General features: G+C 64.7%; 18 protein-coding genes. 9 read left to right on the top strand and 9 right to left on the bottom strand.

Translation table 11 applies throughout. The features are described 5' to 3' along the window. Positions 1–124: 124 nt before the first annotated feature. Genes TRD_RS13125 through TRD_RS13115 form a run of 3 tightly spaced genes read right to left on the bottom strand, consistent with a single transcriptional unit; the run spans position 125 to position 3,845 of the window. A complete protein-coding gene (locus TRD_RS13125) occupies positions 125–1,072 on the bottom strand; it encodes a uroporphyrinogen decarboxylase family protein (protein ID WP_012642897.1) in 948 nt (315 codons plus the stop codon). Positions 1,073–1,089: 17 nt separating this feature from the next. Beyond that, complete coding sequence (locus tag TRD_RS13120; protein ID WP_012642794.1) at positions 1,090–2,757, bottom strand: DUF4249 domain-containing protein; 1,668 nt, start codon at positions 2,755–2,757, stop codon at positions 1,090–1,092. A 29-nt stretch (positions 2,758–2,786) separates the two neighbouring features. Continuing rightward, positions 2,787–3,845, bottom strand: coding sequence for a M42 family metallopeptidase (locus TRD_RS13115; protein WP_012642889.1), 1,059 nt, complete (start codon positions 3,843–3,845; stop codon positions 2,787–2,789). 882 nt (positions 3,846–4,727) lie between these two features. On the opposite strand from TRD_RS13115, the gene TRD_RS13110 reads away from it, so the two are divergent. Genes TRD_RS13110 through TRD_RS13100 form a run of 3 tightly spaced genes read left to right on the top strand, consistent with a single transcriptional unit; the run spans position 4,728 to position 9,213 of the window. Then, positions 4,728–6,665: a PrkA family serine protein kinase gene (locus tag TRD_RS13110; RefSeq protein WP_041437395.1), complete on the top strand. Its 1,938-nt coding sequence runs from the start codon at positions 4,728–4,730 to the stop codon at positions 6,663–6,665. 24 nt (positions 6,666–6,689) lie between these two features. Beyond that, a complete protein-coding gene (yhbH, locus tag TRD_RS13105) occupies positions 6,690–7,850 on the top strand; it encodes a sporulation protein YhbH (RefSeq protein ID WP_041437835.1) in 1,161 nt (386 codons plus the stop codon). Beyond that, positions 7,843–9,213, top strand: a complete 1,371-nt coding sequence (locus TRD_RS13100; protein ID WP_012642997.1) for a SpoVR family protein — start codon at positions 7,843–7,845, stop codon at positions 9,211–9,213. The genes yhbH and TRD_RS13100 overlap by 8 nt, the downstream gene beginning before the upstream one ends. A gap of 299 nt (positions 9,214–9,512) precedes the next feature. Here TRD_RS13100 and TRD_RS13095 read toward each other — a convergent pair whose 3' ends face one another. The 3 genes from TRD_RS13095 to mltG form a co-directional block, all read right to left on the bottom strand. Beyond that, complete coding sequence (locus TRD_RS13095; RefSeq protein ID WP_012642961.1) at positions 9,513–10,238, bottom strand: prepilin peptidase; 726 nt, start codon at positions 10,236–10,238, stop codon at positions 9,513–9,515. A gap of 71 nt (positions 10,239–10,309) precedes the next feature. Further along, complete coding sequence (gene aroE, locus TRD_RS13090; RefSeq protein WP_012643290.1) at positions 10,310–11,149, bottom strand: shikimate dehydrogenase; 840 nt, start codon at positions 11,147–11,149, stop codon at positions 10,310–10,312. After that, on the bottom strand, positions 11,146–12,198 hold the full coding sequence (gene mltG, locus TRD_RS13085) for an endolytic transglycosylase MltG (RefSeq protein ID WP_012642986.1): 1,053 nt from the start codon (positions 12,196–12,198) through the stop codon (positions 11,146–11,148). Before mltG ends, aroE begins: the two co-directional genes overlap by 4 nt. A 75-nt stretch (positions 12,199–12,273) precedes the next feature. Between mltG and miaA the strand changes: the two genes are divergently transcribed. The 3 genes from miaA to TRD_RS14965 all read left to right on the top strand — a co-directional run bounded on the left by miaA (position 12,274) and on the right by TRD_RS14965 (position 14,944). Further along, the gene (miaA, locus tag TRD_RS13080; RefSeq protein ID WP_012642601.1) at positions 12,274–13,263 is read left to right on the top strand and encodes a tRNA (adenosine(37)-N6)-dimethylallyltransferase MiaA; all 990 of its coding nucleotides are present in this window, start codon (positions 12,274–12,276) and stop codon (positions 13,261–13,263) included. A 307-nt stretch (positions 13,264–13,570) separates the two neighbouring features. Beyond that, positions 13,571–14,494, top strand: a complete 924-nt coding sequence (locus TRD_RS13075) for an HhH-GPD family protein (protein ID WP_226980748.1) — start codon at positions 13,571–13,573, stop codon at positions 14,492–14,494. A 255-nt stretch (positions 14,495–14,749) separates the two neighbouring features. Further along, a complete protein-coding gene (locus TRD_RS14965; protein ID WP_012642762.1) occupies positions 14,750–14,944 on the top strand; it encodes a hypothetical protein in 195 nt (64 codons plus the stop codon). A 79-nt stretch (positions 14,945–15,023) separates the two neighbouring features. Here TRD_RS14965 and TRD_RS13070 read toward each other — a convergent pair whose 3' ends face one another. After that, a complete protein-coding gene (locus tag TRD_RS13070; protein WP_012642393.1) occupies positions 15,024–16,247 on the bottom strand; it encodes an argininosuccinate synthase in 1,224 nt (407 codons plus the stop codon). 595 nt (positions 16,248–16,842) lie between these two features. On the opposite strand from TRD_RS13070, the gene TRD_RS14015 reads away from it, so the two are divergent. Next, positions 16,843–18,759, top strand: coding sequence for a PD40 domain-containing protein (locus TRD_RS14015; protein ID WP_012643007.1), 1,917 nt, complete (start codon positions 16,843–16,845; stop codon positions 18,757–18,759). Continuing rightward, a complete protein-coding gene (locus TRD_RS13055) occupies positions 18,719–19,699 on the top strand; it encodes a glycosyltransferase family 2 protein (protein ID WP_012642948.1) in 981 nt (326 codons plus the stop codon). The genes TRD_RS14015 and TRD_RS13055 overlap by 41 nt, the downstream gene beginning before the upstream one ends. 3 nt (positions 19,700–19,702) lie before the next feature. Here TRD_RS13055 and TRD_RS13050 read toward each other — a convergent pair whose 3' ends face one another. Next, positions 19,703–20,047, bottom strand: a complete 345-nt coding sequence (locus TRD_RS13050) for a hypothetical protein (protein ID WP_012642896.1) — start codon at positions 20,045–20,047, stop codon at positions 19,703–19,705. Positions 20,048–20,103: 56 nt separating this feature from the next. On the opposite strand from TRD_RS13050, the gene TRD_RS13045 reads away from it, so the two are divergent. Further along, positions 20,104–20,577 carry a hypothetical protein gene (locus TRD_RS13045; protein ID WP_012642665.1) on the top strand — a complete coding sequence of 158 codons (474 nt, stop codon included), beginning with the start codon at positions 20,104–20,106 and terminating at the stop codon, positions 20,575–20,577. Here the strand turns inward: TRD_RS13045 and TRD_RS13040 are convergent. Continuing rightward, complete coding sequence (locus tag TRD_RS13040; protein WP_012642782.1) at positions 20,574–22,400, bottom strand: glycoside hydrolase family 15 protein; 1,827 nt, start codon at positions 22,398–22,400, stop codon at positions 20,574–20,576. The genes TRD_RS13045 and TRD_RS13040 overlap by 4 nt on opposite strands. Positions 22,401–22,472 lie beyond the last annotated feature (72 nt).

The following is a 22,472-nucleotide window of genomic DNA, read 5'->3' as shown; positions in this document are numbered from 1 at the left end:
GCGGTTGACCCGATCCCAGCACCGATCCGGACGATGTCGGCGCAGTCCGGTGCGCGGATACCTCCTGTGCCGAGCGTGGGCGTGGCTGGGCTCTCGCTCCGCTGGTGGGCGAGATGAACCGGGATCAGGAAGCGAGCTCGTCGACGATGCGACGGGCAGCGGCGAGCCAGCGCTCGTCGGTATCGTCGGGAACCGAGCAGCCATTGGCGAGGATGAGCCGCCGACCGTTGGTCTGTCGGAGTGCATCGAGTGCTTCGTCGCGGATGCCTTCCTCAGGGCCGCGAGCGAGTGGCCCGAACTCGTCCCAGCCGCCCATGAGGCACCTGGTGGTGCGCTGGCTCGCCTGGGCGAGCGATGGTCCAGCACGGCGGTCGCTCCAGCTGAGGACTCGAACCGGATAGTCGAGGACCTCGTCGAAGTAGAGATCGCGTTCGCCATGCACGTGAAGGATATTCAGCCAGGCGTCCGCGGCACCGCTCAGAGCGAGGAGATCATAGGGTCGACCGAACTCGCGATAGCGCTCGACCGGCATGACGGTCGCTGAGCAGCCTTGCAGCGCGAAGAAAATGCCATCAGCTCCGGCTGCCAGGACGAGCTCGATCTGCTGCCGCACGTTCTCGGCGATGATGGCCAGAACCTGGTGCAAGAGGGCTGGTCGCTCGACAGCGTGCTGCAAAAACAGCTGATGGTCGGCCACAAAGTAGAGGACTTGAGTCAGCGGGCTGAAAACCGTAACGACGATGGGAACCTCGGGGCCAGCCAGTTCGCGGAGGCGACGAACGGCCCGAACCCATTCGCGGGCGTAGCGACTCGTGCGGAAGTCGATCGCGTCGACGAGGTACCAATCGTCCGGCGTGGTAATCGTCCGGCGCGGGAACGGATAGCGCAGATCCGGCATCAGTTTTGCGATGTCGAGATCGAAGCGGCGGATGAAAAAGTCATAGGTGAGCTCGGCAAGACGATATCCCGAACCCTCGGGACGGAAGTGGTGCCAGAAACAAACTGGTGGGCGATCGACGAGTTCGCCCTGTAGGGCAGCTTCGACACGTTCACGCTTGCTCAGGTTCGCCATCGTATGCTCCTCTCGCTTCACTTCAACTGTTCCGTAATGCGCTCGGGTACGGTCACGATGAGCCGTGGCTGGTCGTTGTCGAGAACGACGAGGCGGTCGCCGGTGGGACCATCGGTCACAGCGACGAGCGTACCGTCCGGTGCGACGACCACCCCATGGACCAGCCAGCCGAGCAGCAGCCGATCGACCGGCTGGAGCGTCGCGGTTGCGAAGACCCAGAGACCGTCCCCAGCGTCGGTGATCGTTGGGAACACTGCGTAGAGCAGGCGGCCGTCCGGTGAGAGCGCGGCGCGCAGCTCGGAGGAGGAGGCAGCACGAGCGGACGGTGCCAGAAATCGGGCGAACTCGTCCCGCAGAGAGCGCGTGGACGTGTCGCGCGGGGAGCGTGTGGACTCCCGAACGCGACCGACCTCCGCGTCGAGAGCCAGGAGGCGTCGCTGTCTGGTCTCGACGAGGAAGAGTTCGCTCCCGTCGGGAGAGGGAAGCAGCACGGTCGCAGTCGGATCGAGTGGAAGGCGCGCCAGCAGCATTCCTGAAGGAAGGTCCCAGAGTCCCAGCCAGGTTCCGGAGAGATCTCGGCACCAGGCGAACCAGCGCGGGCTGACCCGGCCAAGCACTCCGCCATCGAGTGCGGGGTTGGCCAAGCAATCAGCGTCGGGCGAGCCGGTCGTCGAGAATGACCAGCGCCGGGTGGCCTGGATGGCCAGAGCGGTGGTCGCCAGGGTGGTGACACGGGCCTCGCCGGTCGCCTGGAGGGAGAGAGCACGCTCGAGCACGACGATCGTTCCCTCTGGTGTGGCTGCCACGCGCGGGAGGAGCTGTGTCCCGCGCAGTGCTCCCGGCAGGATCGTCGTGGCGACGAGATCGCCAGAGCGGGTGTCGACGAGCACGAGTTCCGACTGCCAACCCTCACCGAGACGCCAGGCACGGTACACGATCACGACTGGCTGCGTGGGGAGTCCAGCGGTGGCGACGACGATCGCTGGAGTGGAGGACGATCCGGGTTGCAGAGAAGCGCGGATCGGTCCGAGCGGGACACGCAGATCGTGCCCGGTTCGGGCATCGGTGAAGGTGAGTTCCAGTTGCCATTGGCCGCCGAACAGACGACTGATCGGACCGAGGGGTGACGTGGCCCGTCGGATCAGCAGGGTGGTCTCGGCGGTGGTCACTGCAGAATCGCCGAGGAGACGCACGATACTTCCGGTGGCAGGATCGACGCGCAGTGCGGTGACCCAGGAACTGCCGCGGAACACCAGGGGGGCCTGACTGGGGGGTGGGGGATCGAGTCGCGGTGCGACCACGATCGTGGTCGCCTGCTCGAGTGTCCGCACCGCGTCGGTCAGAGTGACCACGATCCGCCATTCACCGGGGGTGTTGAGCGGGACAGTCACGACGTATTCGCCGGGCCCAGTTTCCGCAAGGCCAGCCACTTCGGCGACGGTGTCCTCGTCGACCGTGTTCATCACCGGTCGGACCTGAGTATGCCCTGTGAGGCCGGTCACCGGTTGATCTCGAGGATCGACGACGGTGAGGTGCACGGTGACGGTATCGCCAGCGCGCGGAGCAGTCGGCTCGATGACGAACGATGCGATATGGAACGCGGGCTCGCCTGCGCTGGCGAGCGTCGCGAGCCCGCTGCTTTGTAGAAGACTAAAGACGAACACGAAGACCAGTAGTCGCTGCATCGACCCATCCCGAGCGATGCGGTGCGGTCTCACCATGCGTAGGGGTGATAGGAACGCTCGTGCGCTTCGGCGAGGTAGCGCGTGAGCAGCTGAACGGCTGCAGCGATGTCCTCGATGTGCGCCATTTCGTTGACCGTGTGCACGTGACGGGTGGGAATGGAAAGCGTGACGACCGGAATACCGGCTCGGGCGCGCTGGAGAGCGCCAGCATCGGTACCCCCACGCGGGAGGACTTCGAGCTGGTAGCGGATACCCTCCCGCTCGGCGATCTCGCGCAGGTGCTGGAGAAGCGGCCGGCTGGGGAGATGGGACGTATCGAAAACCTTGAGAGCGACACCTGCTCCGAGAGAGGTGACACGATCCTTGGGGTCGATGCCCGGAACGTCACCGGCGATGGTGACATCCAGCGCGATCCCGACGTGGGGTTCGAGCCCGAACGCTGCGGTCTGAGCGCCGCGTAGGCCAACTTCCTCCTGGACAGTGGCGACCGCGACGATATCCGCCTCGTGGTGTTCGAGATGACGGAGAGATTCCAGCATCACGAACAGCCCGACACGATCGTCGAGGGCCTTGCTGAGCACCGTCGGTCCGAGGCGAGCGAAGTCGCGGCCCAGGGTGACCATGTCGCCGATCTCGACGCGAGCGCGTACCTCGTCAGCGGGTAATCCGAGATCGACGTACAGGTCCTCCATCGTCGGCGCTTTGCGCTCTTCCTGAGCGAGCAGATGGATCGGCTTCGTCGCGAGCTGGAGCGCGCCGAGGAGCGGATCACCGGTGCGGGGCCACACGTGGACGCGCTGGGCGACCAGGACGCGGGCATCGAAGCCGCCAACCGATTGGAGACGAAGAAAGCCTTGCTCGTCGATGTGACGAACGAGGAAGCCGATTTCGTCCATGTGGGCAGCGAGCATGACGCGGCGATCGCTGCGGCCGCGGCGCCTGCCGATGAGATTGCCCATGGCATCGACGTGGAACTCATCGACGAGCGGCTGGAGAGCAGCCCGCACGACCCCCGCGATCCGCTCCTCGTGTCCGGGGATACCAGGTGCCTCGCAGAGCCTCCGCAGGAGTTCCCAGTCGAGATCCATTTTGGTGCCATCCTTCCGAGCGATCGCGACGAGCGACGACGTTGAGATCGTAGCACTCCAGCGACACGTTCCCAAGCACCGGTCGTCGCCGAAAGCTGGCCGGCTGGTTGCAGGGTGGCTGCCGGGTCGCTCGCGTCGTGCGGGTCTGCACGCGGCATGCCCTGAGCAGATCGTGGCTGCGCCCTGGCTGTTCGCCGGAGTGATCGGGGCAGGCGTACGGCGACCGTGCTCGGGGAGAAAAGACTGGCAAAGCACCAGCGCCGAGATGCTGGTGAGGCTGCCCATCGCTGCTCGCTGCGGACGCTCGGGCGTGGTGGTCGTCCAGCTGATCGCCGCTGTGTTCGATGCAGGGGGAAGAACTGAGAGGCGCGACCGCGACCGACCTCGTGCCGGGGAAAGGCTTGCCCGAATGCGCGCTGCTCAAAAGGAGTCCAGTCACCGGTTGGACTGGTTCCGGTGGACTCGCTGCGCTCCTCGGGGCGGTGGCTCGACCATCGCTGGTACTCACGTACGGGGGAGTGGGGGCCGAAATGCACTGAGCGCGAGGTGACGAGAGTCGACGAAACCACGGAGGGTCGCCGGACGTTTACAATAGTGCAGAGGTCTCGCACGTTCGACAGCCGATCCCGAGTCCTTCTACGACGGCCATGGGCCGTGGGGGTCGGCTGTCGAACGTTTTTGTCGAGCGATGATCGCTCGACCATTGCCCGGTTTCCTCCTGCGGGCAATGCCTGTTCACCTTTCCCAAGGCAGAGGCGAAGTGCGGCAGTGCCAGCAGGCGTGAACCTGGGCCAGACCTGTCGGTCGGAAGGGGGTGTTGCGCAGACGATGCAGAACCTGACGGGACCAGCGATCGACGCGGGAAAGGAGCGGAGAGCGATCATGGATCTCTTGGAGCGCTTGGAAGCCTTCCGGGCAGAGGAAGCCCGACTCCATTGGGAAGGTACGTTCGCTGACTACTTCGAGCTCGTGCTGGCGAATCCACAGATCGCCCAGCTGGCGCATGCCCGGATCTACAACATGATCATGGATGCGGGGGTGGAGCAACTGCCGGACGGACGCGTCCGCTACCGGTTCTTTGCGGACGAGATCTTCGGGCTGGAAAAACCGTTGGAGCAGATCGTCGAGTACTTTCGGTCAGCGGCGCAGCGGCTGGAGGTTCGCAAGCGGATTCTCCTGCTCATGGGACCGGTGGGTGGGGGGAAATCGACGATCGTGGCCAAGCTCAAGCGGGGCTTGGAGCAGTACACCCGGACGGATCGGGGAGCGGTCTACGCGATCAAGGGCTGCCCGATGCACGAGGAGCCGCTGCACCTGATACCGGAGCCACTGCGCGACGAACTTTTCCGCGAGCACGGGATCTACATCGAGGGGGAACTGTGCCCGTGGTGCCGGTATTACCTGGAGGAGGCGCCGCGTGATGAGCAGCATCCCTGGAGTCGACCGGGGCAGCTGTTCAGCGGGCGTCATGAGGACGTTCCGGTGGTGCGCATCGTGTTTTCCGAGAAGCATCGCGTCGGGATCGGGACGTTTACGCCGTCGGATCCGAAGAGCCAGGACATCGCGGAGTTGGTGGGAAGCATCGACCTCTCGACGATCGGTGAGGTGGGGGCGGAGTCGGATCCCCGAGCCTACCGGTTCGATGGGGAACTCAACATCGCGAATCGGGGGCTGGTGGAATTCATCGAGATGCTCAAGGTCGACGAGCGTTTTCTCTACGTGCTGCTGACGTTGACGCAGGAGCAGAGCATCAAGACCGGTCGATTCCCGATGATCTATGCCGACGAGGTGGTGATCAGCCACACCAATGAGCACGAATACAACGCATTCGTGGGGAACAAGCGGAGCGAAGCACTGCAAGACCGGATCATCCTCGTCAAAGTACCGTACAACTTGCGTGTGTCCGACGAGGTGAAGATCTACCAGAAACTTTTGAAGCAGAGCGGAATCCGCGACGTGCACATCGCACCGGGAACCCTGGAAGCGGCCGCGACGTTCGCCGTGCTCTCGCGCCTGGAGGAGAGCCGGAAGGCGGGCATGACGCTGATGAAGAAGCTCAAGCTCTACGACGGGCAAGTGGTCGAGGGATACACGCCTCAAGACGTGAAAGAGTTGCAAGAGGAAGCAACGCGCGAGGGGATGGACGGGGTTTCGCCGCGCTATGTGATCAACCGGATCTCGGCGGCGATCGTGCGGGAGGGGACCCGCTGCATCAACGCGATCGATGTCTTGCGGAGCCTCCGTGACGGTCTCGAGCAACATACCAGCATCACTCCGAAGGAGCGCGAGCGTCTCCTGAATCTGATCGCGGAGGCGCGCAAGGAGTACGACGAGTGGGCCAAGCGCGAGGTGCAGCGGGCCTTCGTCTATTCGTTCGAGGAGCAAGCGCGGACGCTCTTCAACAACTATCTCGACAACGTGGAAGCCTACGTCAACCGGACGAAGGTGATCGACCCGATCACCGAGGAGGAACTCGAGCCAGACGAACGGCTGATGCGCTCGATCGAGGAGCAGATCGGGATCCCGGAGAGCCAGAAGCGGCAGTTCCGGGAGGAACTGCTCATCAAGATGTCGGCGATGGCGCGGCGTGGTCAACCGTTCGATTACACGTCGCACGACCGTTTGCGGGAAGCGATCGAGCGCAAGCTGTTCGCGGACTTGCGCGACGTCGTCAAGATCACCACCTCGACCAAGACACCGGACCCGGATCAGTTGCGACGGATGAACGAGGTGGTCGATCGGCTGGTTCAGCATCACGGCTACTGTCCGGTCTGCGCGAACGAGCTCTTGAAGTACGTCGGTGCACTCTTGAGCCGCTGAGGCGAGCATCTGGAGGTGGCGATCATGTTCACGCTGGCGATCCGGCGCGATGATTGGTCGTTGCACCGCAAGGGTGCGATCGACCAAGCGCGACACATGGAAAAGGTGAAGGAAGCGATCAAGCGGAATCTCGCGGACATCGTCAGCGAGCAGTCGCTCATCACCTCGGACGGCAAGCGGGTGGTCCGGGTACCGATCCGGGTGCTCGAGGAGTACCGGTTCCGCTTCGACCCGGACAGCGGCCGGCAAGTCGGGCAGGGCAGCGGTGGGACGCACGTCGGGGACGTGGTGGGCCGGGTAGGGGGTGGCCAGCGGTCGGGAGACGGTCCGCAAGCGGGTGACCAGCCGGGAATCGACTACTACGAAGCGGAACTGACGATCGAGGAGCTGAGCGAACTCATCTTCGAAGATCTCGAATTGCCCAACCTGGAGGAAAAACGGCTGCGGGAACTCGAGTCGGAGGCGGTTCGCTTCACCGAGATCCGCCGGCATGGTCCGTTCGCCAACCTGGACAAGCGGCGGACGCTGCGGGAGAACTTGCGGCGGAATGCATGGCGTGGCCGTGCGCGCATCGGAGACTTCGCGAACGAGGACCTACGGTTCAAGACGTGGGAGCGGGACGTCAAGCGAGAGTCGAACGCGGTCGTTATCGCCATGATGGATGTCTCCGGCTCGATGGGAACGTTCGAGAAGTATGTCTCGCGCGCGTTCTACTACTGGATGGTGCGTTTCTTGCGAACGAAGTACGACCGAGTCGAGATCCGGTTCATCGCCCATCATGCGGAGGCTCGGGAGGTCAGCGAGGAGGAGTTCTTCTCGCGGGGCGAGAGTGGTGGGACGCGGGCGAGCACCGCGTACGAGCTCGCCTTGCAGCTCATCCGCGAGTCGTACCCGCCGGACAGTTGGAACATTTATCCGTTCCATTTCTCGGATGGAGACAACTGGCCGTCCGACAACGAGCGTTGCCGCGAACTGGCTGAGGAGCTCCTGCGCTGCGCGAACCTCTTCGGATACGGCGAGATCCGACAGGGGCGATACACCTACCAGAGCACGCTGATGCATACGTTGCAGCGGATCGGTAGTCCCAAACTGGTGACGGTCACGATCACCGAGAAGGCGGACGTGTACCAGGCGCTGCGGCGCTTTTTCGGTCCCGAGGTGGGGCAGGAGGTGGCGCGTGCGTGAGTTGGCACCGAGCGAACTTCGCGAACTGGAGCGCCGGATCGGAGCGATCTGGGAAATCGGGGAGCGCATGGGGTTACGCCCGCTGCCGGTGCACTTCGAGGTCGTGCCGGCAACCGTGATGTACGAGATCGGAGCATACGGGCTGCCAGGACGCTTCTCGCATTGGACACATGGGAAGGCGTATCAAGTCCAAAAGACGCTGTACGACTACGGCTTGAGCAAGATCTACGAGTTGGTGATCAATAGCCACCCCTGTCAGGCCTTCCTTTTGGAGACCAACACGCTCCTGCAAAACACGCTCGTGGCTGCACATGTCATGGCGCATGCCGACTTCTTCGCCAACAATGCGTACTTCGTTCGAACACGACGGGATATGGTCGAGATCGCGACGGTGCACGCTGAGCGGATCGAGCGGTACGAGTTCGCCCACGGCAAGGAGGCGGTCGAACAGTTGCTGGACGCGGTGCTGGCGATCCAGGAGCACGTCGATCCGAGTCTGACGGAGATTCCCGTTCGGCGCGTGGCGGAGCGGGAACGGCGATCGAGGTCGCCGTACGAGGATCTTTGGCGATTGGGTGAGCTGACCGACGATGCGGCGGACGAGCGCGAGACGCGGCAGCGCGAAACCCGGCTCCCGGCTGAACCGGTGCGGGATCTCTTGCTCTTCATCCACGAGTACTCGCCGGTCCTGGAGGACTGGGAACGGGACGTGGTGGCGATCGTCCGGGCGGAGATGCTTTATTTTCTGCCCCAGATCCAAACCAAGGTCGTGAACGAGGGGTGGGCGACTTTTTGGCATGCGCGCATCGTGCGCGAACTCGAGTTGACGCCGGACGAGTATCTCGAGTTCGCACGCCTCCATGCTGGCGTCTTGCAGCCGACAGCGAGACGGCTCAACCCGTACGCGTTGGGGTACGAGATTTTGCGCGACATCGAACGACGCTACGGAACCGAGTACCTCTTCATGGTTCGGGAAATGGAAAACGATGTCTCACTGGTCCGGAACTACTTGACTGAGGAGTTAGTCGAACGGCTGGACTTGTATCTCTACGAGCGGCGGGGTGAGGAGCTCGTGGTGGTCGACAAGGACTGGGAGGCGGTGCGGGATCGGCTGGCGAGCGAGCTGGGTGGGAACCAGATTCCGGTCATCCTGGTAGAGGACGGCGATTACCACGGAAACCGCGAACTGTACCTGCGGCACGTGTGGGACGGGCGAAAGCTCGATCTGGCATGGGCGGAAAAGACGCTGGAGCACGTTTACCGGCTGTGGGGACGCCGCGTCTGGTTAGAGACACGAACTGAGAACGGAAACGACCTGCTCGTCCTCAGCTATCATCCGCGCGACGGTCACCGCAAACGATAACGAGAGTTGCAGTCGGTCGGTGCCGCGCGGACCATCCGCTCAGGAGGGACCCTGGTCCGGCCGGAGCAGGCTGGCGCGCAGCTGAGTCTGCCGATGGGGGCCTGAGCAGGGGGACACGACGGCTCACTAGCGCGCTCGTTTTCCCCAGCCCTGGGCTCGGGTAGACGATGGACGCAGTTCGGTGCGCGGGGTGTGCTCGTCTGCGGGGTGCGAGAGCTCGAGGGCTTGCCGACTGCTGGTCGGCCGGAGGCGGGTGGAGTCGCCTTCCGCTGCGGTCGTCGGATGTGGGGAAACGTCATTCAGGCAGGTCCCCAGAGGAGCAGGGCGAGGATAGTGCCGCCGGCGAGGTAGGAGCCGTAGGGAAGATAGCTGTAGCGGCTCGCGCGCCGGCGAGCGAGGAGCCAGACCGCAGCGAGCGCAGCGGCAGTCATGCCGAGGGCGAGTGCGTGCAGGAGATGCTGCCAACCAGTCAGCGCGCCGATGGAGGCGGCGAGCAACACGTCGCCACTGCCGAGGGCAGGGCGGCGATAGAGGAGCCAACCGAGACCGTAGAAGAGAGCGAAGAGGAGTGCGCCGGCCAGCGAACCGACAAGCGCGGCGAGAAAGGCGGCGGGAGAGGCGAGCAGAGTCAGGAGCAAGCCCAGGAGCAGAGCCGGGATGATCGTCACGAGATAGATCAGGTGATGTGCCCAGTCGATGCGGGCGATGAGGGCCAGGAAGAGGATGGAGAGGGAGACCCGAAAAGCCTGAAGGGGGTCGGCGAGAAAACGCCACCAGGCTGCAGCCAGTAGGACCGCGATGGCTGTTTGCGAGAGAAGCTGGTGGCGCGGGAAGTTCCGGCAGAAGGCACAGCGGCGCGGGATCAGCCAGCTCCAGCGGGGCAGCGGAGCCTGGCAGACTGGGCATGCTGGCCGGGCGAGCAGCGGTTGACCGCTCGGCAAGCGGAGCGCGGTGAGCTCGACGAGGGCACCGAGCGCGAAACCGGTGAGTGCGGCGATCGGCAGAAAGACGATGGCGACTTCCATCACGACTCCCGCGGGCAGGCTGAAGCGACTCGCCCCGGACGGACGATAACACGAGGAACCGCTCGTGGGGCTCACCCGATGGTCCCGAACCGCTGGGCACGCGCCTCCTGGGCAGCGCGCAACATGAGATCGAACGGAGGTTCACGCTCGAACCAGAGGCGGAACGACTCGGCTCCCTGCGCGACGAGCATCTCGAGCCCATCGAGTGCGGTGCGTCCCAACTGACGTGCCGTGGCGAGGAGCGGTGTCTCACGGTAAGTGAGATCGTAGACGAATGCATGGGGTGGCAGCTGCCCGAGCCAGTCCAGCGGGATGGGACTCGCGCGGCCGTCCCAGCCGAGACTGGTGGCGTTGACCAGGAGATCGGTTTCGCCGAGAACGGTGAGGAGTTCCGGACCAAGCGTGAGCGCATGACCGATTCCGAACTCGGCTACGAGCTGCCGGGCGCGCTCGGGCGTGCGGTTGGCGATGGTGAGGTGGCGGCAACCCTGATCGAGCAGGGCGACGATGACTGCTCGGGCGGCACCACCGGCGCCGAGCAGGGTCACGCGGAGATCAGCGAGCGGAAGCCCCCGCTCTCGGAGCGGGAAGAGAAAACCGGGAACATCGGTATTGTCGCCGAGGAGCCTCTGCCCGCGCACGATGACTGTGTTGACCGCACCGACACGCCGAGCGCGCGGAGCGAGTTCGTCCACCAGCTGCGCGACCGCCTCTTTGTGCGGGACGGTGACGTTCGCCCCCACGGTACCGGGTGCGCGTAGACCGGCGATGCGCTGCTGGAGTTCGGCTGGTGGAGTCGGCCAGAGCTCGTAGCGTGCGGGGATGCCGAGAGCGTCGAGGGCGACCTGCTGGAAGACCGGCGAGAGGCTATGTTCGACAGGGAAACCGATCAGGCCGACACGGAGGGTCATCTGCCGTGCTGCTCCCGAATGTTCCGGACATGCTCCTCGTAGGTTCGAGCGAAGACGTGGGCGCCACTGCCGTCACCGCGGGTGACGAAGTAGAGGTAATCGGTCTGCGCGGGGGAGAGAGCAGCTTCGATGGCAGCTCGTCCCGGATTGCAGATCGGACTGGGAGGCAAACCAGCATTGCGATAGGTGTTGTAAGGACTATTCACAGCGCCCAGGTCGGGGATGTTTTCGAGGGAAGGCCACCAGTCTTCCGGGCTGCCGAGGGCATATTGCACTGTCGGATCAGCTTGCAGCGGCATGTTCTCGCGCAGACGGTTATAGAAGACGGACGCGATGACCGGGCGTTCCTCGGCGATGCGCGCCTCGCGCTCGACGATGGAGGCGATGATGAGGACCTGGTAGAAGGTGCGGCCGAGTGCCTGCGCACGAGCGCGATCCTCTGCTGGAACACGACGATCGAAGTTTTCGAGCAGCGTCTGCACGATCTCGTCGGGCGTGGCGTCGATGCGGAACTCGTAGGTGTCAGGGAACAAGTATCCTTCGACGGTGCCATTGGGTGGGACATCGGCCAGGAAGGGGAAACGCGTCTGCCAGCGAGAAGCGCGGAGAGCGTCGAGGAATCGATTCGGGTCGGAGAGGATCCCGACGCGGACCAGCTCGTCGGCATACTGCTCGGCCCGCCATCCTTCCAAGAAGCGGACACGCACGACCTGGACGCCGGGCGCGGTGGTGAGCGTCTGGATGATCTGGTTGACGGACATTCCGGTATATAACGTAAAGCGGCCGGCGCGGATGCGCGTATCGGCGTTGGTCAAGCGGACACGAAGCTTGAAGTAGGTCGGGGAGCGAATCAGACCGGCCTCGTGGAGACGCTCGGCGATCGAATCGATCGACTCCTGGGGCCGGACGTCGAAGATGACCGGTTGTCCAGCGGCTGCGGCAGTTCCGCGGAGTTGGGCATCGAGCGCACGCTGAGCCGATACGACGATGACAGCGGCGAGAACGAGGACGACCGTGATCTTCAGGGCTTGTACCATCACGCGGAGCACGCGGGTGAGCCTCCTGCCAGCGCTGGACGTAACGGGTCGCGCGACCGGCCGAGAGTCTACCAGGAGTCGAGGCAGATGAACAAGCGCAAACCGGTGGTCGCGCTCGTGGGTCCGACCTCGGTCGGGAAGACAGCGACCGCGATCGAGTTGGCATTGACATTCGGGGGGGAAGTCGTCTCAGCCGATTCACGGTATCTCTACCGCGGCATGGATATCGGTACGGACAAGCCGACGCTGGAGGAACGCCGGGGGGTTCCCCATCATCTCATCGACATTCTCGATCCGCGCGACGACTACTCGCTGGCTCTGTTCCAACGTGATGCCCAGCGGGCGATCGAGGAGATCCATGCGCGTGGTCGGCTGCCGATCGTGGCCGGCGGGACACCGCTGTATCTGCGTGCACTGCTGGAGGGGTGGCGCATTCCACCTGCTCCACCCAATCCGGAGTTGCGCGCCCAGCTGGAGTTGCGTGCCCGCCGGGAGGGGCCGGAGGCGTTGCATCGGGAGCTCCAGACAGTGGATCCGGTCGCGGCAGCCCGCATTCCCCCAGAGAACGTCCGTCGAGTTATCCGCGCACTCGAGATCTTCCTGACGACCGGGAGACGGATGACCGAACTGGAAGGCCGAGAAGCACCGCCCTGGCGTGTGCTGTGGCTCGGCCTGACGATGCCGCGCGACGAACTGTACCGCCGGATCGACGAGCGAGTGGATCGGCAGGTCGCGCGCGGCCTGGTGGAAGAGGTGCAGCGCTTGCTGGAGCAGGGAGTGCCGCCGGACGCACCCGCGATGACGGCGCTCGGTTATCGGCAGATCGTCGCGTTTCTTACCGGGCAGCTGAGCTTGGAGGAAGCGATCCAGCGGATCAAGTACGATACGCACCGGTATGCGCGGCATCAGCTGACCTGGTTGCGGCGGATGAAGCAGGTGGAGTGGTACGACGTGACCCAACCAGGTTGGTACGAGCAGTTGCGCGAGCGTGTCGAAAGGTCCCTCCGGGAAGAATCCGATGAAGGGGATGTTGCCGTACACCAGAGCGGAGGAGGAAAGGAAGCGCCTCGCGCGTGAGGAGGAGGCACGGAAGCGGCCCAGCTGGGCCGCTTCCGTGTTTTCGTCGGCTGCATGCTCGAACGACCGACGATGGCCCACCACGCTGGAGAGGGAGAGATTCCGTTTTCAGGAGAACGAAGAGCAGTAGCGGCGCGGAGCGGGAGCGTGGCACGTGTTCCGAGCACGAATACTGGTCGCGGTGGCGGAACAGATGGATTCCGGTCTGTCGGAGGTAGGTATGCTCGATGGTGCGGCCTCGTGGGCTGGCGAGCGTACCACGAGTGAACGATTGTCGATGAGGCGGGAAGGGAGCGCTGCAGGTCAGGTGGCGGAGAGGTTGGGGCAGAGCCCGGAGGAGCAGATCCGGGCAGTGCAGCGACGGCTCGTGGACTGGTATCGGCGGGAAGCGCGCGATCTTCCCTGGCGCCGGACGCGCGATCCGTACCGGATCCTGGTCAGCGAGGTGATGCTCCAGCAGACCCAAGTGGAGCGCGTGATTCCGTACTATGAGGTGTTCCTCGCTCGGTTCCCGACGGTGGAGGCGCTGGCCTCGGCAGCGCTGGCGGAGGTGATCGCGGTCTGGGGTGGGTTGGGCTACAACCGGCGAGCCGTCTATCTGTGGCGAGCAGCGCGGGAAATCGTGGAGCGGTGGGGTGGGCGCTTCCCGGGCGAGCGGCGGCTCTTGGAGCGGCTGCCGGGTGTCGGACGCTATACGGCGGGTGCGGTGGCGTGCTTCGCCTTCGGGGAGCGTGTGGCGTTCTGGGACACGAACATCGCCCGGGTTTTGAGGCGTGTCTTCCTCGGGCCGGAGGCGCGACCGGGTCGGCGCGAACTGGACGAGCTGGCCGAGCGGGTCTTGCCACTGGATCGAGCCTACGAGTGGAACCAGGCCCTGATGGAACTGGGTGCGCGCATCTGCTCGGCGCGGCGACCGCGGTGTGAGATCTGCCCGTTGTGCGGGCTGTGTCGCTCGGTGGGGACGGAGGGAGAAAGTCGGCGCAGGGGTGGGCGCTTCGAGGGCTCGCGGCGCTATTACCGCGGGCGGATCGTGGCGGTGCTGCGGCAGCATCCGAGAGGCGTGCCGTTGGACGAGTTGGGAAGGCTGGTCCGGGCGGATTACGGTTGCCAAGCGCGCGACTGGTTGCGCGGGGTGCTGGAAGGATTGGCCCGGGATGGGCTGGTGGAACTGGCAGAAGAGCGAGGCGAATATGTGGCGAGGCTTCCCGGGAGCGAGGCAACCGAACGGTGAGCGGCGCTGGTGCGACGAGAGTGACGCACGGTCGGCGAGGGGGAAGCGGAAGAAACCGGAGCACGGTGCGACAGGCGTGCGGGATGAGCACGGATCATCGTCGAGCGTGTTCGATTGCAGAACAAGTGGTGAGGCGCGTCGGGTTGGTCAAGAACGATATTTTATTTTCTTCGTGAATGGTTTCGCAAAGTGCCAGGGAACGTGGTAGGATAGGGGGAGAGCGATCGCAGCGGCCGAGACTGGGAGGGAACGAGCGTGGCGAAGGGACAGAACAGCCGAGTGGTGGTCGCAGAGCGGGTGGAGACGGCGGGACAGCCGCTCTTCGGGTACGAGTTCCGCTATGGGTGGGGATTTCTGGCATTCGTGACGTTCGTCGGCATCAACGTCGTGGGGTTGATCATTTGGATGATCATCGCCATCAACTCGCCGACGATTCATCCGTGGCGATGAGGTCCGGCTAACACATGACGGCGGTCAACGAACTGGGGGCGCGAGACGCGCCCCCGATTCGTCGTATCTGCCCGAGCAGTCAGGACGAAGTGCTCCGCTGTTTGGCCAAGAGGGCAGCGACCTTGAGCGGGAGACCGAAGAGGTTGATGAAACCTTCGGCGTCCCGCTGGTCGTAAATAGCGTCAGCTCCGAAGGTCGCCAATTCCATGCTATAGAGGCTGTAGGGGGAGCGGCGACCGGTGGGAATGCAGTTCCCCTTGTACAGCATGAGTCGGACCTCGCCGGTGACGGTCCGCTGGGTGACATCGACGAAGGCATCGAGGGCCTCGCGGAGCGGTGTGTACCACAGTCCGTAGTAGACGAGTTCGGCGTATTTCAGAGCGAGTTGGTCTTTGAAGTGCATCGTCTCGCGGTCGAGCGTCAGATGCTCGAGTTCTTTGTGCGCGACGGAGAGGATGGTCGCCCCAGGCTGCTCATAGACGCCGCGGGACTTCATGCCGACGAGGCGATTTTCGACAAGGTCGATGCGCCCGATACCATGTTGTCCGCCGATCGCGTTGAGGCGCTCCATGAGCGTCACCGGGGGCAGCCGCTCACCGTTCAAGCTGACGGGATAACCGTGCTCGAAGCCGATGACGATCTCTTCGGGCTGGTCAGGTGCCGCTTGCGGGCTCGCCGTGATTTGATAGACCCGTTCGCTCGGGGCTTGCCAAGGGTCTTCGAGTTCGCCTCCCTCATGACTCAGGTGCCAGAGATTCTGGTCGCGGCTGTAGATGTTCTCTTTGGACTGTGCGACCGGGATACCGCGAGAGGCAGCGTACTCGAGCAGGGCCTCGCGACCGGAGAGATCCCACTCGCGCCAGGGTGCAATGACGGTGAGTTCGGGGGCGAGTGCCTTGTAGGTGAGTTCGAAGCGGACCTGGTCATTTCCCTTGCCGGTGCAACCATGCGCGACGGCATCGGCTCCCTCGCGCTTTGCGATCTCCACCTGGTACTTGGCGATCAGCGGGCGGGCAAAGCTCGTGCCGAGGAGATACTTCCGCTCGTACACAGCACCAGAGCGGAGGACAGGGAAGGCGTATTGGGTCAGGAACTCCTCCTTGAGATCGAGGACATAGGCTTTGGAGGCGCCGGTGGCGAGCGCTTTGGCTTCGATACCGGAGAGATCCTCACCCTGGCCGACATCAGCGGTGACGGTGATCACTTCGCAGCCGTAGGTTTCCTTGATCCATTTCAGGATGACGGAGGTGTCCAGCCCACCGGAATAGGCGAGGACGACCTTGTTGACGCGCTTCTTCGTCACGCTGTGCTCTCCCTTCCAGGCGATTCGACTCTGGACCGATGGCAGTGCACTGGGTTTCCGCGCATCACATCACCTGGCACGACCGGGCATGCGGACGAGCACAGCGCTCCCTCCCCACGACGAACATCGTTTGCCGCGCTGAGGGTAACAGCCGGGGCGGAGCGCGTCAAGACACGAATCGCCATGGAGTGAGGCGCAGGACGATGAGGCTCTCCCCTGACGAGCCGACCGGTTCCGGAACGGGCAGGAGTCGGACCGCGAGGAACACGCGGCGTGCCAGCAAATCTCGGCGCGGTGCAGTAGCGCGAGGAGGCCAGGGGGTCGCACTGTCACGCCATAACAGGGAGCTGATGCACCAGAAGGTTTGGTGGGCCAGAGCGATCAGATCGCGCGGAGTCGGCACTGTGCGTTCGCTGGGGAAGATCGTGTCATTGCCTCACGGGCTGGAATGCGACGAGATGCCCGCTCGCCAGGATGTGGCCAGGCTGATCGGCGCGAGCGAGCAACGCTGCAGGACGGTTCGGCAAACGTGGCGGGCACGCTATGGTTAGTATTCGTTTTCGGCAGTGGGGCTGCCACGGGGAAGGGGTGCGGGATGCGGGTGACATGGTCGATTCTGCTCGCGATCGTCTCGATCGGCACCGGGATGTCGGGCTTGGTTGCGGCTCGCGAGGCGGAACCTGCCTGGTGGTCGCTCGCGCTGCTCGATCGCGATCGGACGTTGTGGCTGGCGACGGGGGACGGTCGGCAGCGACAACCGGTGGCGAACGATCTAGCTGTGTCTCGCGTGCTGTGGTCGCCGGAGGGTGGGCGGCTCGCCTTGGCCGGTGTCCAGGACGGTACCCCGGTGATCGGGATCGTCACGACGGGAGCAGAGCCAACGACCCGGATCGTGGGCCGGGGCAGCGAGGCCAGTTGGTCGGGCGATGGGCGGTGGCTGGCCTGGCGCGATGGGGAATCGGTCGTCATCGCGACCCGCGAGGGGAATGTGGTTCGTTCCGTTTCAGTGGCGGCGAGGACGCTCGTCTGGTCAGCGGATGGGCGATGGCTCGCGTTCCAGCGAGCGACCGATGAATCGCTCGATGGACCGTGCCCTGTGATGGAGCTGGGTTGGATCGAGGCCGCCAGCGGTCGCGTCGAGATCGTCGACCGAGCGATCGGGCAGATCACCTGGGTGGGGGTAGCTGGTGTCGCCGAGCAGCCACGGCTGGTGTATGCCGGGGCGCTCGACGCGCGACTCCGCTGGGTCGATCCGGCGAGCGGCGCGAGCGGCGTGTTGTGGAACGGGCCGATCGAGACGTGCCGGATGCCGCTTTTAGTCTCCGGTGACGGGCAGTGGTTGGGGTTCGTGGATGCGGTCGGAGGTGGCGACGATTTGATCTTGCTCAATCTGGTCAGCGGGGAGGCGCGCCGCATCGTCGATGTGCCGGTAGGGTATCCAGGGAGGCAAGTGCCCTCTCCGTACGTGTGGTTGGACCCCCTGGCTCGCTTTCTCTACGTGAGCCGAAGTTTTCCGACTGTGGTGACGCGGATCGACCTGGTGACCGGGGAGCGCGCGATCGCGGCGAGCGATCCGGGGATTCTCGTAGCGATCAGTCCTGAGGGTGAGCGACTGGCCTTCGTGCAGAACTCGCCAGGGAAGCCCCCAGTGCTGGTGATCGTGGAACCGGCTACTGGTCGCCGGGAGACACTGGAGCGGATCGGCTGGGCAGCGTGGGAACCGGCAGCCTACCAGCCAGTCGTTTTCGCTGCCTGGCAACGAACCTGGGAGCGAGAGGATCGGCCGGTCGCGGCTGGCTCGGCAGCGCGGAGCTGGACGTGGGGGCCGCAACCGCTGCGGGTCGCGATCGAGCCGTACGTGGATGCGCCGGGCGGCCGGCGGGCGGTGCTGTATTGGGACAAGGCGCGGATGGAGGTGACGGAGCTGGCGGCCGATCGAGGTACCCGTTGGTACGTGACGAACGGGCTGCTGGTGCGAGAACTCATCACGGGAGCGGTCCAGGTCGGTGATGCGCTGTTCGAGCAACGGGAGCCGGCCGCTCTTCCGGTGGCGGGTGATGCCGACGATCCCGCTGGGCCGACCTATGCGACGTTTCGTGCATTCCTCGATACTCCGCCGCTCCCGGTGGGAGCGGAGATTCGCTGGCGGCTGCACCGCGATGGCACGGTGAGCGACGACGGTCCTGGTGGCGTCTTCGCGGCGGTGCTCGTTCCGGAAACACACCATACGGTGGCCGATGTCTTCTGGGAGTTTCTGCAGAGCCAGGGGCTGGTCTGGGGCGAGACCGGGCCGGTCGAGGGGAAGCTGTTCGAGCCGACGTTCTTCGCGACTGGTTTCCCGATTACCGAGCCGTATTGGGCAACGGTGAAGGTGGGTGGAGTAGTCCAAGACGTGCTGGTTCAATGTTTCGAGCGACGGTGCTTGACGTACACGCCGGGCAATCCGCCGGGGTGGCGAGTGGAGATGGGGAATGTCGGGCAGCACTACCTGGCGTGGCGCGAGGGGTGGTGAGGCGGCGATCCAGCCGGTCGCGGTGACGGCCGCAGCGCCGCGCGGTGTCTGGGTAGTGATCGTCAACTACAACACGGCAGGGCTGTTGGAACGCTGCCTGACCGCCGTGTCGGCGAGTTGCCTCGATCGCCCGCTGAGTGTCCTGGTGGTGGACAATGACTCGCAGGACAACTCGGTGGAGATGGTGCGCCGGCAGTTTCCGCAGGTTCTGGTCCTGGAGACCGGGCGGAATCTGGGGTTTGCGCGTGCAAACAACGTGGCGCTGCGCCGCATTCTCGCGTTGCTTCCCGAGCCAGTGCGGTGCGGACATGCGGTGCTGCTCTTGAACTCGGATTGCTTCGTCGAGTCGGAGACGATCGCTCGGCTGGTTGCGGTATTGGACCGGGAGCCCACGGTGGCAGTGGTCGGGCCCAAGCTGGTGCTGCCGGATGGGCGGTTGGATCTGGCGTGTCGGCGGAGTTTTCCGACGCCTGAGTCTGCCTTGTGGAAGTTGACCGGCTTGGCGACACTTTTCCCCCGGAGTCGGCGGTTCGGCCGGTACAACCTGACCTGCTACGACCCCGATCAGCCGCTCGAGGTCGATGCGGTCAGCGGTGCGTGCATGCTGGTGCGCCTGCAGGCGATCGAGGAGGTGGGGCTGCTCGACGAGGCGTACTTCATGTACGGCGAGGACTTGGATTGGGCGTACCGGATCAAAGCGCGTGGCTGGCGCGTGCGCTACGAGCCAGCCGCGCGGGCTGTCCATGTGAAAGGGGGATCCTGGGGGCGGCGCGATCCGCGCGTGCTCTGGGAGTTCTACCGGGCGATGGCGCTGTTCTATCGCCGTCATTACGCGCCGCACCAGAGTCGGCTCTTGCGCGGGCTGGTCTACGCGGGTATCGGCCTGCGCTTTGGACTTGCGCTCGCGGTGTTGGTCGTACGACGGCTCGCGAGTCGGTGAGGGCTACTCGAGGGCCTGGTCGACCTCATCGCGGGTCTGTTCGATCGCCCAGGCGAGCGCATCGCGCTGGCGGACGGCATCAGCGTCGATGCTCAGGGAATCCTCGACGAGGGTCACGAGATAGGTATCGAGGGCCAGGAGGGCGAACCGGGATTCCGGATAGCGGGCGGCGAGGGCATCAGCGCAGTCCTGGTCGCAGGCGACCAGAATCGGTGCTGCGCTGAGGCTGGCTGGGACATCGATGCTCCAGAGAACGAGGCCGGTCTCGGCAGTGACCGACTCACCACAGTGATCGCAGCGGACGGCCGGGACGAACCCTTCTGGCTGGAGCTCCATGGCGAACGGCATCGTGTTCCTCCCGATGGTCGAGGATAGCACCGGTTGGCGGGGCGGGAGGGCGAGCGATGGATGCGATCCTGCGCGTGCTGATCGCGGGGCTGGTCGCCACGATCGTGCTGACCGTCGTGTTGCGGGGAAGCCAACTGATGGGGCTGACGCGGATGGATCTCCCGCTGATCCTCGGGCTGTGGGTGACGCGCGATCGAGAACGTGCCAAGTTCGTGGGCATTTTCGTGCACATCCTCGTGGGTTGGCCACTGGCGGCCATCTATGCTGGTGTCTTCTGGCTTCTGGGGGGTGCTAGCTGGTGGTTGGGTGCTTTGCTGGGGCTCGGACATGGCGCGTTCGTGCTGCTGGTGGTGCTGCCGGGCCTCCCTGGAGTGCACCCGCGGATGGCGAGCGAGCGGACCGGGCCGGACCCGACCCGGCATCTGCAGCCGCCAGGGCTGGCAGGACTCAACTACGGGCGTCGCACGGCAGTGGCGACAATCATCGGGCATGTCCTCTACGGGCTCGTGCTCGGTGTGTTGCTCCGCTAGTCGGCAGCCAGGCGGAGCGAGGTCGAAGGTGCGCTCGCCTCCTCGAGTGCCAGGGCGGCGCTGATGAGGCCGATGTGGCTGAAGGCTTGCGGGAAGTTCCCGAGATGCTCGCCGGTGCGAGGGTCGATTTCTTCCGCGTAGAGGCCGAGGTCGCTCGCGCGGGTGAGCAGTCGGGCAAAGTGCTCGTGTGCCTGATCCAGCCGACCGAGGCGCGCGAGTGCCTCGACGAGCCAGAAGGAGCAGATGACGAATGCTCCCTCGGGACCAGCCAGGCCGTCGTTGCGGTGGTAGCGAAAGACGAGTTCCTGGTGGGCGAGTTCGCGCTGGATGGCCTCGACCGTTCCGATGACCCACGGATGCTCGGGTGAGAGGAACACATCCTGGAGCGCGACCCAGAGGAGAGCGGCATCCGGCGCACCGCCAGGAGTCGCGACGAAGGCGTTGCGCACTGGATCGACCCCGTAGGTAACCAACCAACGCTCGATCTCCTCGGCAGCACGGCGATAGCGCTCGAGCGGCAAACGGACACCGTCCAGGATGGCGAGGCGCTCGAGATGGCGGAGGCCGACGAGGGCCATGACTTTGGAATGGACATGGTGGACGCGGCCGGAGCGCACTTCCCAAATCCCGTCGTCCGGTTCGCGCCAACGACGAACGATCACCTCAGCGAGTCCGCGCAGGAAGCGGTACACCTCGCGATCGAGGGGACGACCGAAGAGGCGATAGCGCGCGAGGGCATCGATCACTTCGCCGTAGACATCGAGTTGGAACTGTCGAGCAGCAGCATTGCCGACGCGAACGGGGCGACTACTGCGGTAGCCGTCGAGATCGACGAGCAGCCGCTCAGGGATATCGGGCTCGCCGTAGACGGTATAGAGGACATGGAGTTCCGGTTGGGTGAGGCGGGTGGCGTGGAGGATCCAGTCGACGAACGCGTCGGCTTCCTCATGATAGCCGAGGCCGAGCAGAGAACGGACCGTGAAGGCGGCGTCGCGGAGCCAGCAGTAGCGATAGTCCCAGTTGCGTGGTCCGCCGGGCCACTCGGGAAGCGAGGTCGTGGGCGCAGCGACGATGGCACCGGAGGGTGCGTAGGTCAAAAGCTTGAGCACGAGTGCGCTCCGCTCGACGGCCTGGCGGTAGGGGCCGGTATAGCTGCAGCGCAGTACCCACTCGGTCCAATAGTCGACGGTCAGCCGCTCGAAGGTGTCGAACAGCTGTGGGACGGGGAGTTCCACTGGAGCCTCGTCGGCATAGGCGAGCGCGAAGTCGGCTGACTGGCCAGCCTCGAGGACGAATGTCCCGTGGAGCAAGGCGCCGCGCCGCTCGAGTGGTCTGCTGGCAAAGAGGATAGCCTGGGAATGTCCCCAGCCGTACTGGTACCAGTGACCGGCGAACGAGCGTAGTTCCGGCGTTTGGCGACCGTAACGCGGCCGGAGGCGGATGGTGACAGTGATGGCCACGCGGCCGGAGAGGCAGCGCAGGCGACGCAGGAGGAGGGTTTGGGCGAGCGGGAAAGCAGGTTTCTGGTGCTCGTGGAGAGCTGGGAAAAAGTCGGTGAGACGGAGCTGGCCGGTAGCGGTCGTGAAAGTGGTGTCGAGGACATTGGTGTGGGGTCGGTAGGCACGGTGGATCCGCACGATGTCCTCCGGCACGATGGTCCAGGAGCCACCGAGATCGGCATCGAGAATGCGCGAAAAGACCGGATCAGCATCGAAGCGCGGCAGGCAAAGCCAGTCGAGGGAGCCGGTACGGGAAACCAAGGCGGCGGTGCGGCCATCGCCGATGAGGGCGTAGTCGGTGATGGGTGGATAGGGGCAGGCCATCGGACTGTCTCCCGTGTGTTACGATGCGGAGGGTCGAGCAAAGCGCCGCCGGAGCGGCCAAAGGAAGGATAA

This window comes from Thermomicrobium roseum DSM 5159 (assembly GCF_000021685.1).
Lineage (GTDB): Bacteria > Chloroflexota > Chloroflexia > Thermomicrobiales > Thermomicrobiaceae > Thermomicrobium > Thermomicrobium roseum.
Note: the sequence above shows the minus strand (reverse complement) of the source record. Positions and strands in the feature narration are given on the sequence as shown.

Coding starts and splice junctions, on each gene's coding strand:
- TRD_RS13040 (WP_012642782.1), bottom strand. CDS start 22,400: ATGGCCTGCCCCTATCCACCCATCACCGACTACGCCCTCATCGGCGAT.
- TRD_RS13050 (WP_012642896.1), bottom strand. CDS start 20,047: ATGCCGTTCGCCATGGAGCTCCAGCCAGAAGGGTTCGTCCCGGCCGTC.
- TRD_RS13110 (WP_041437395.1), top strand. CDS start 4,728: ATGGATCTCTTGGAGCGCTTGGAAGCCTTCCGGGCAGAGGAAGCCCGA.
- TRD_RS13120 (WP_012642794.1), bottom strand. CDS start 2,757: ATGCAGCGACTACTGGTCTTCGTGTTCGTCTTTAGTCTTCTACAAAGC.
- miaA (WP_012642601.1), top strand. CDS start 12,274: ATGAACAAGCGCAAACCGGTGGTCGCGCTCGTGGGTCCGACCTCGGTC.
- TRD_RS13115 (WP_012642889.1), bottom strand. CDS start 3,845: ATGGATCTCGACTGGGAACTCCTGCGGAGGCTCTGCGAGGCACCTGGT.
- TRD_RS13125 (WP_012642897.1), bottom strand. CDS start 1,072: ATGGCGAACCTGAGCAAGCGTGAACGTGTCGAAGCTGCCCTACAGGGC.
- yhbH (WP_041437835.1), top strand. CDS start 6,690: ATGTTCACGCTGGCGATCCGGCGCGATGATTGGTCGTTGCACCGCAAG.
- TRD_RS13055 (WP_012642948.1), top strand. CDS start 18,719: ATGTCGGGCAGCACTACCTGGCGTGGCGCGAGGGGTGGTGAGGCGGCG.
- TRD_RS13045 (WP_012642665.1), top strand. CDS start 20,104: ATGGATGCGATCCTGCGCGTGCTGATCGCGGGGCTGGTCGCCACGATC.
- TRD_RS14015 (WP_012643007.1), top strand. CDS start 16,843: ATGCGGGTGACATGGTCGATTCTGCTCGCGATCGTCTCGATCGGCACC.
- TRD_RS13095 (WP_012642961.1), bottom strand. CDS start 10,238: ATGGAAGTCGCCATCGTCTTTCTGCCGATCGCCGCACTCACCGGTTTC.
- aroE (WP_012643290.1), bottom strand. CDS start 11,149: ATGACCCTCCGTGTCGGCCTGATCGGTTTCCCTGTCGAACATAGCCTC.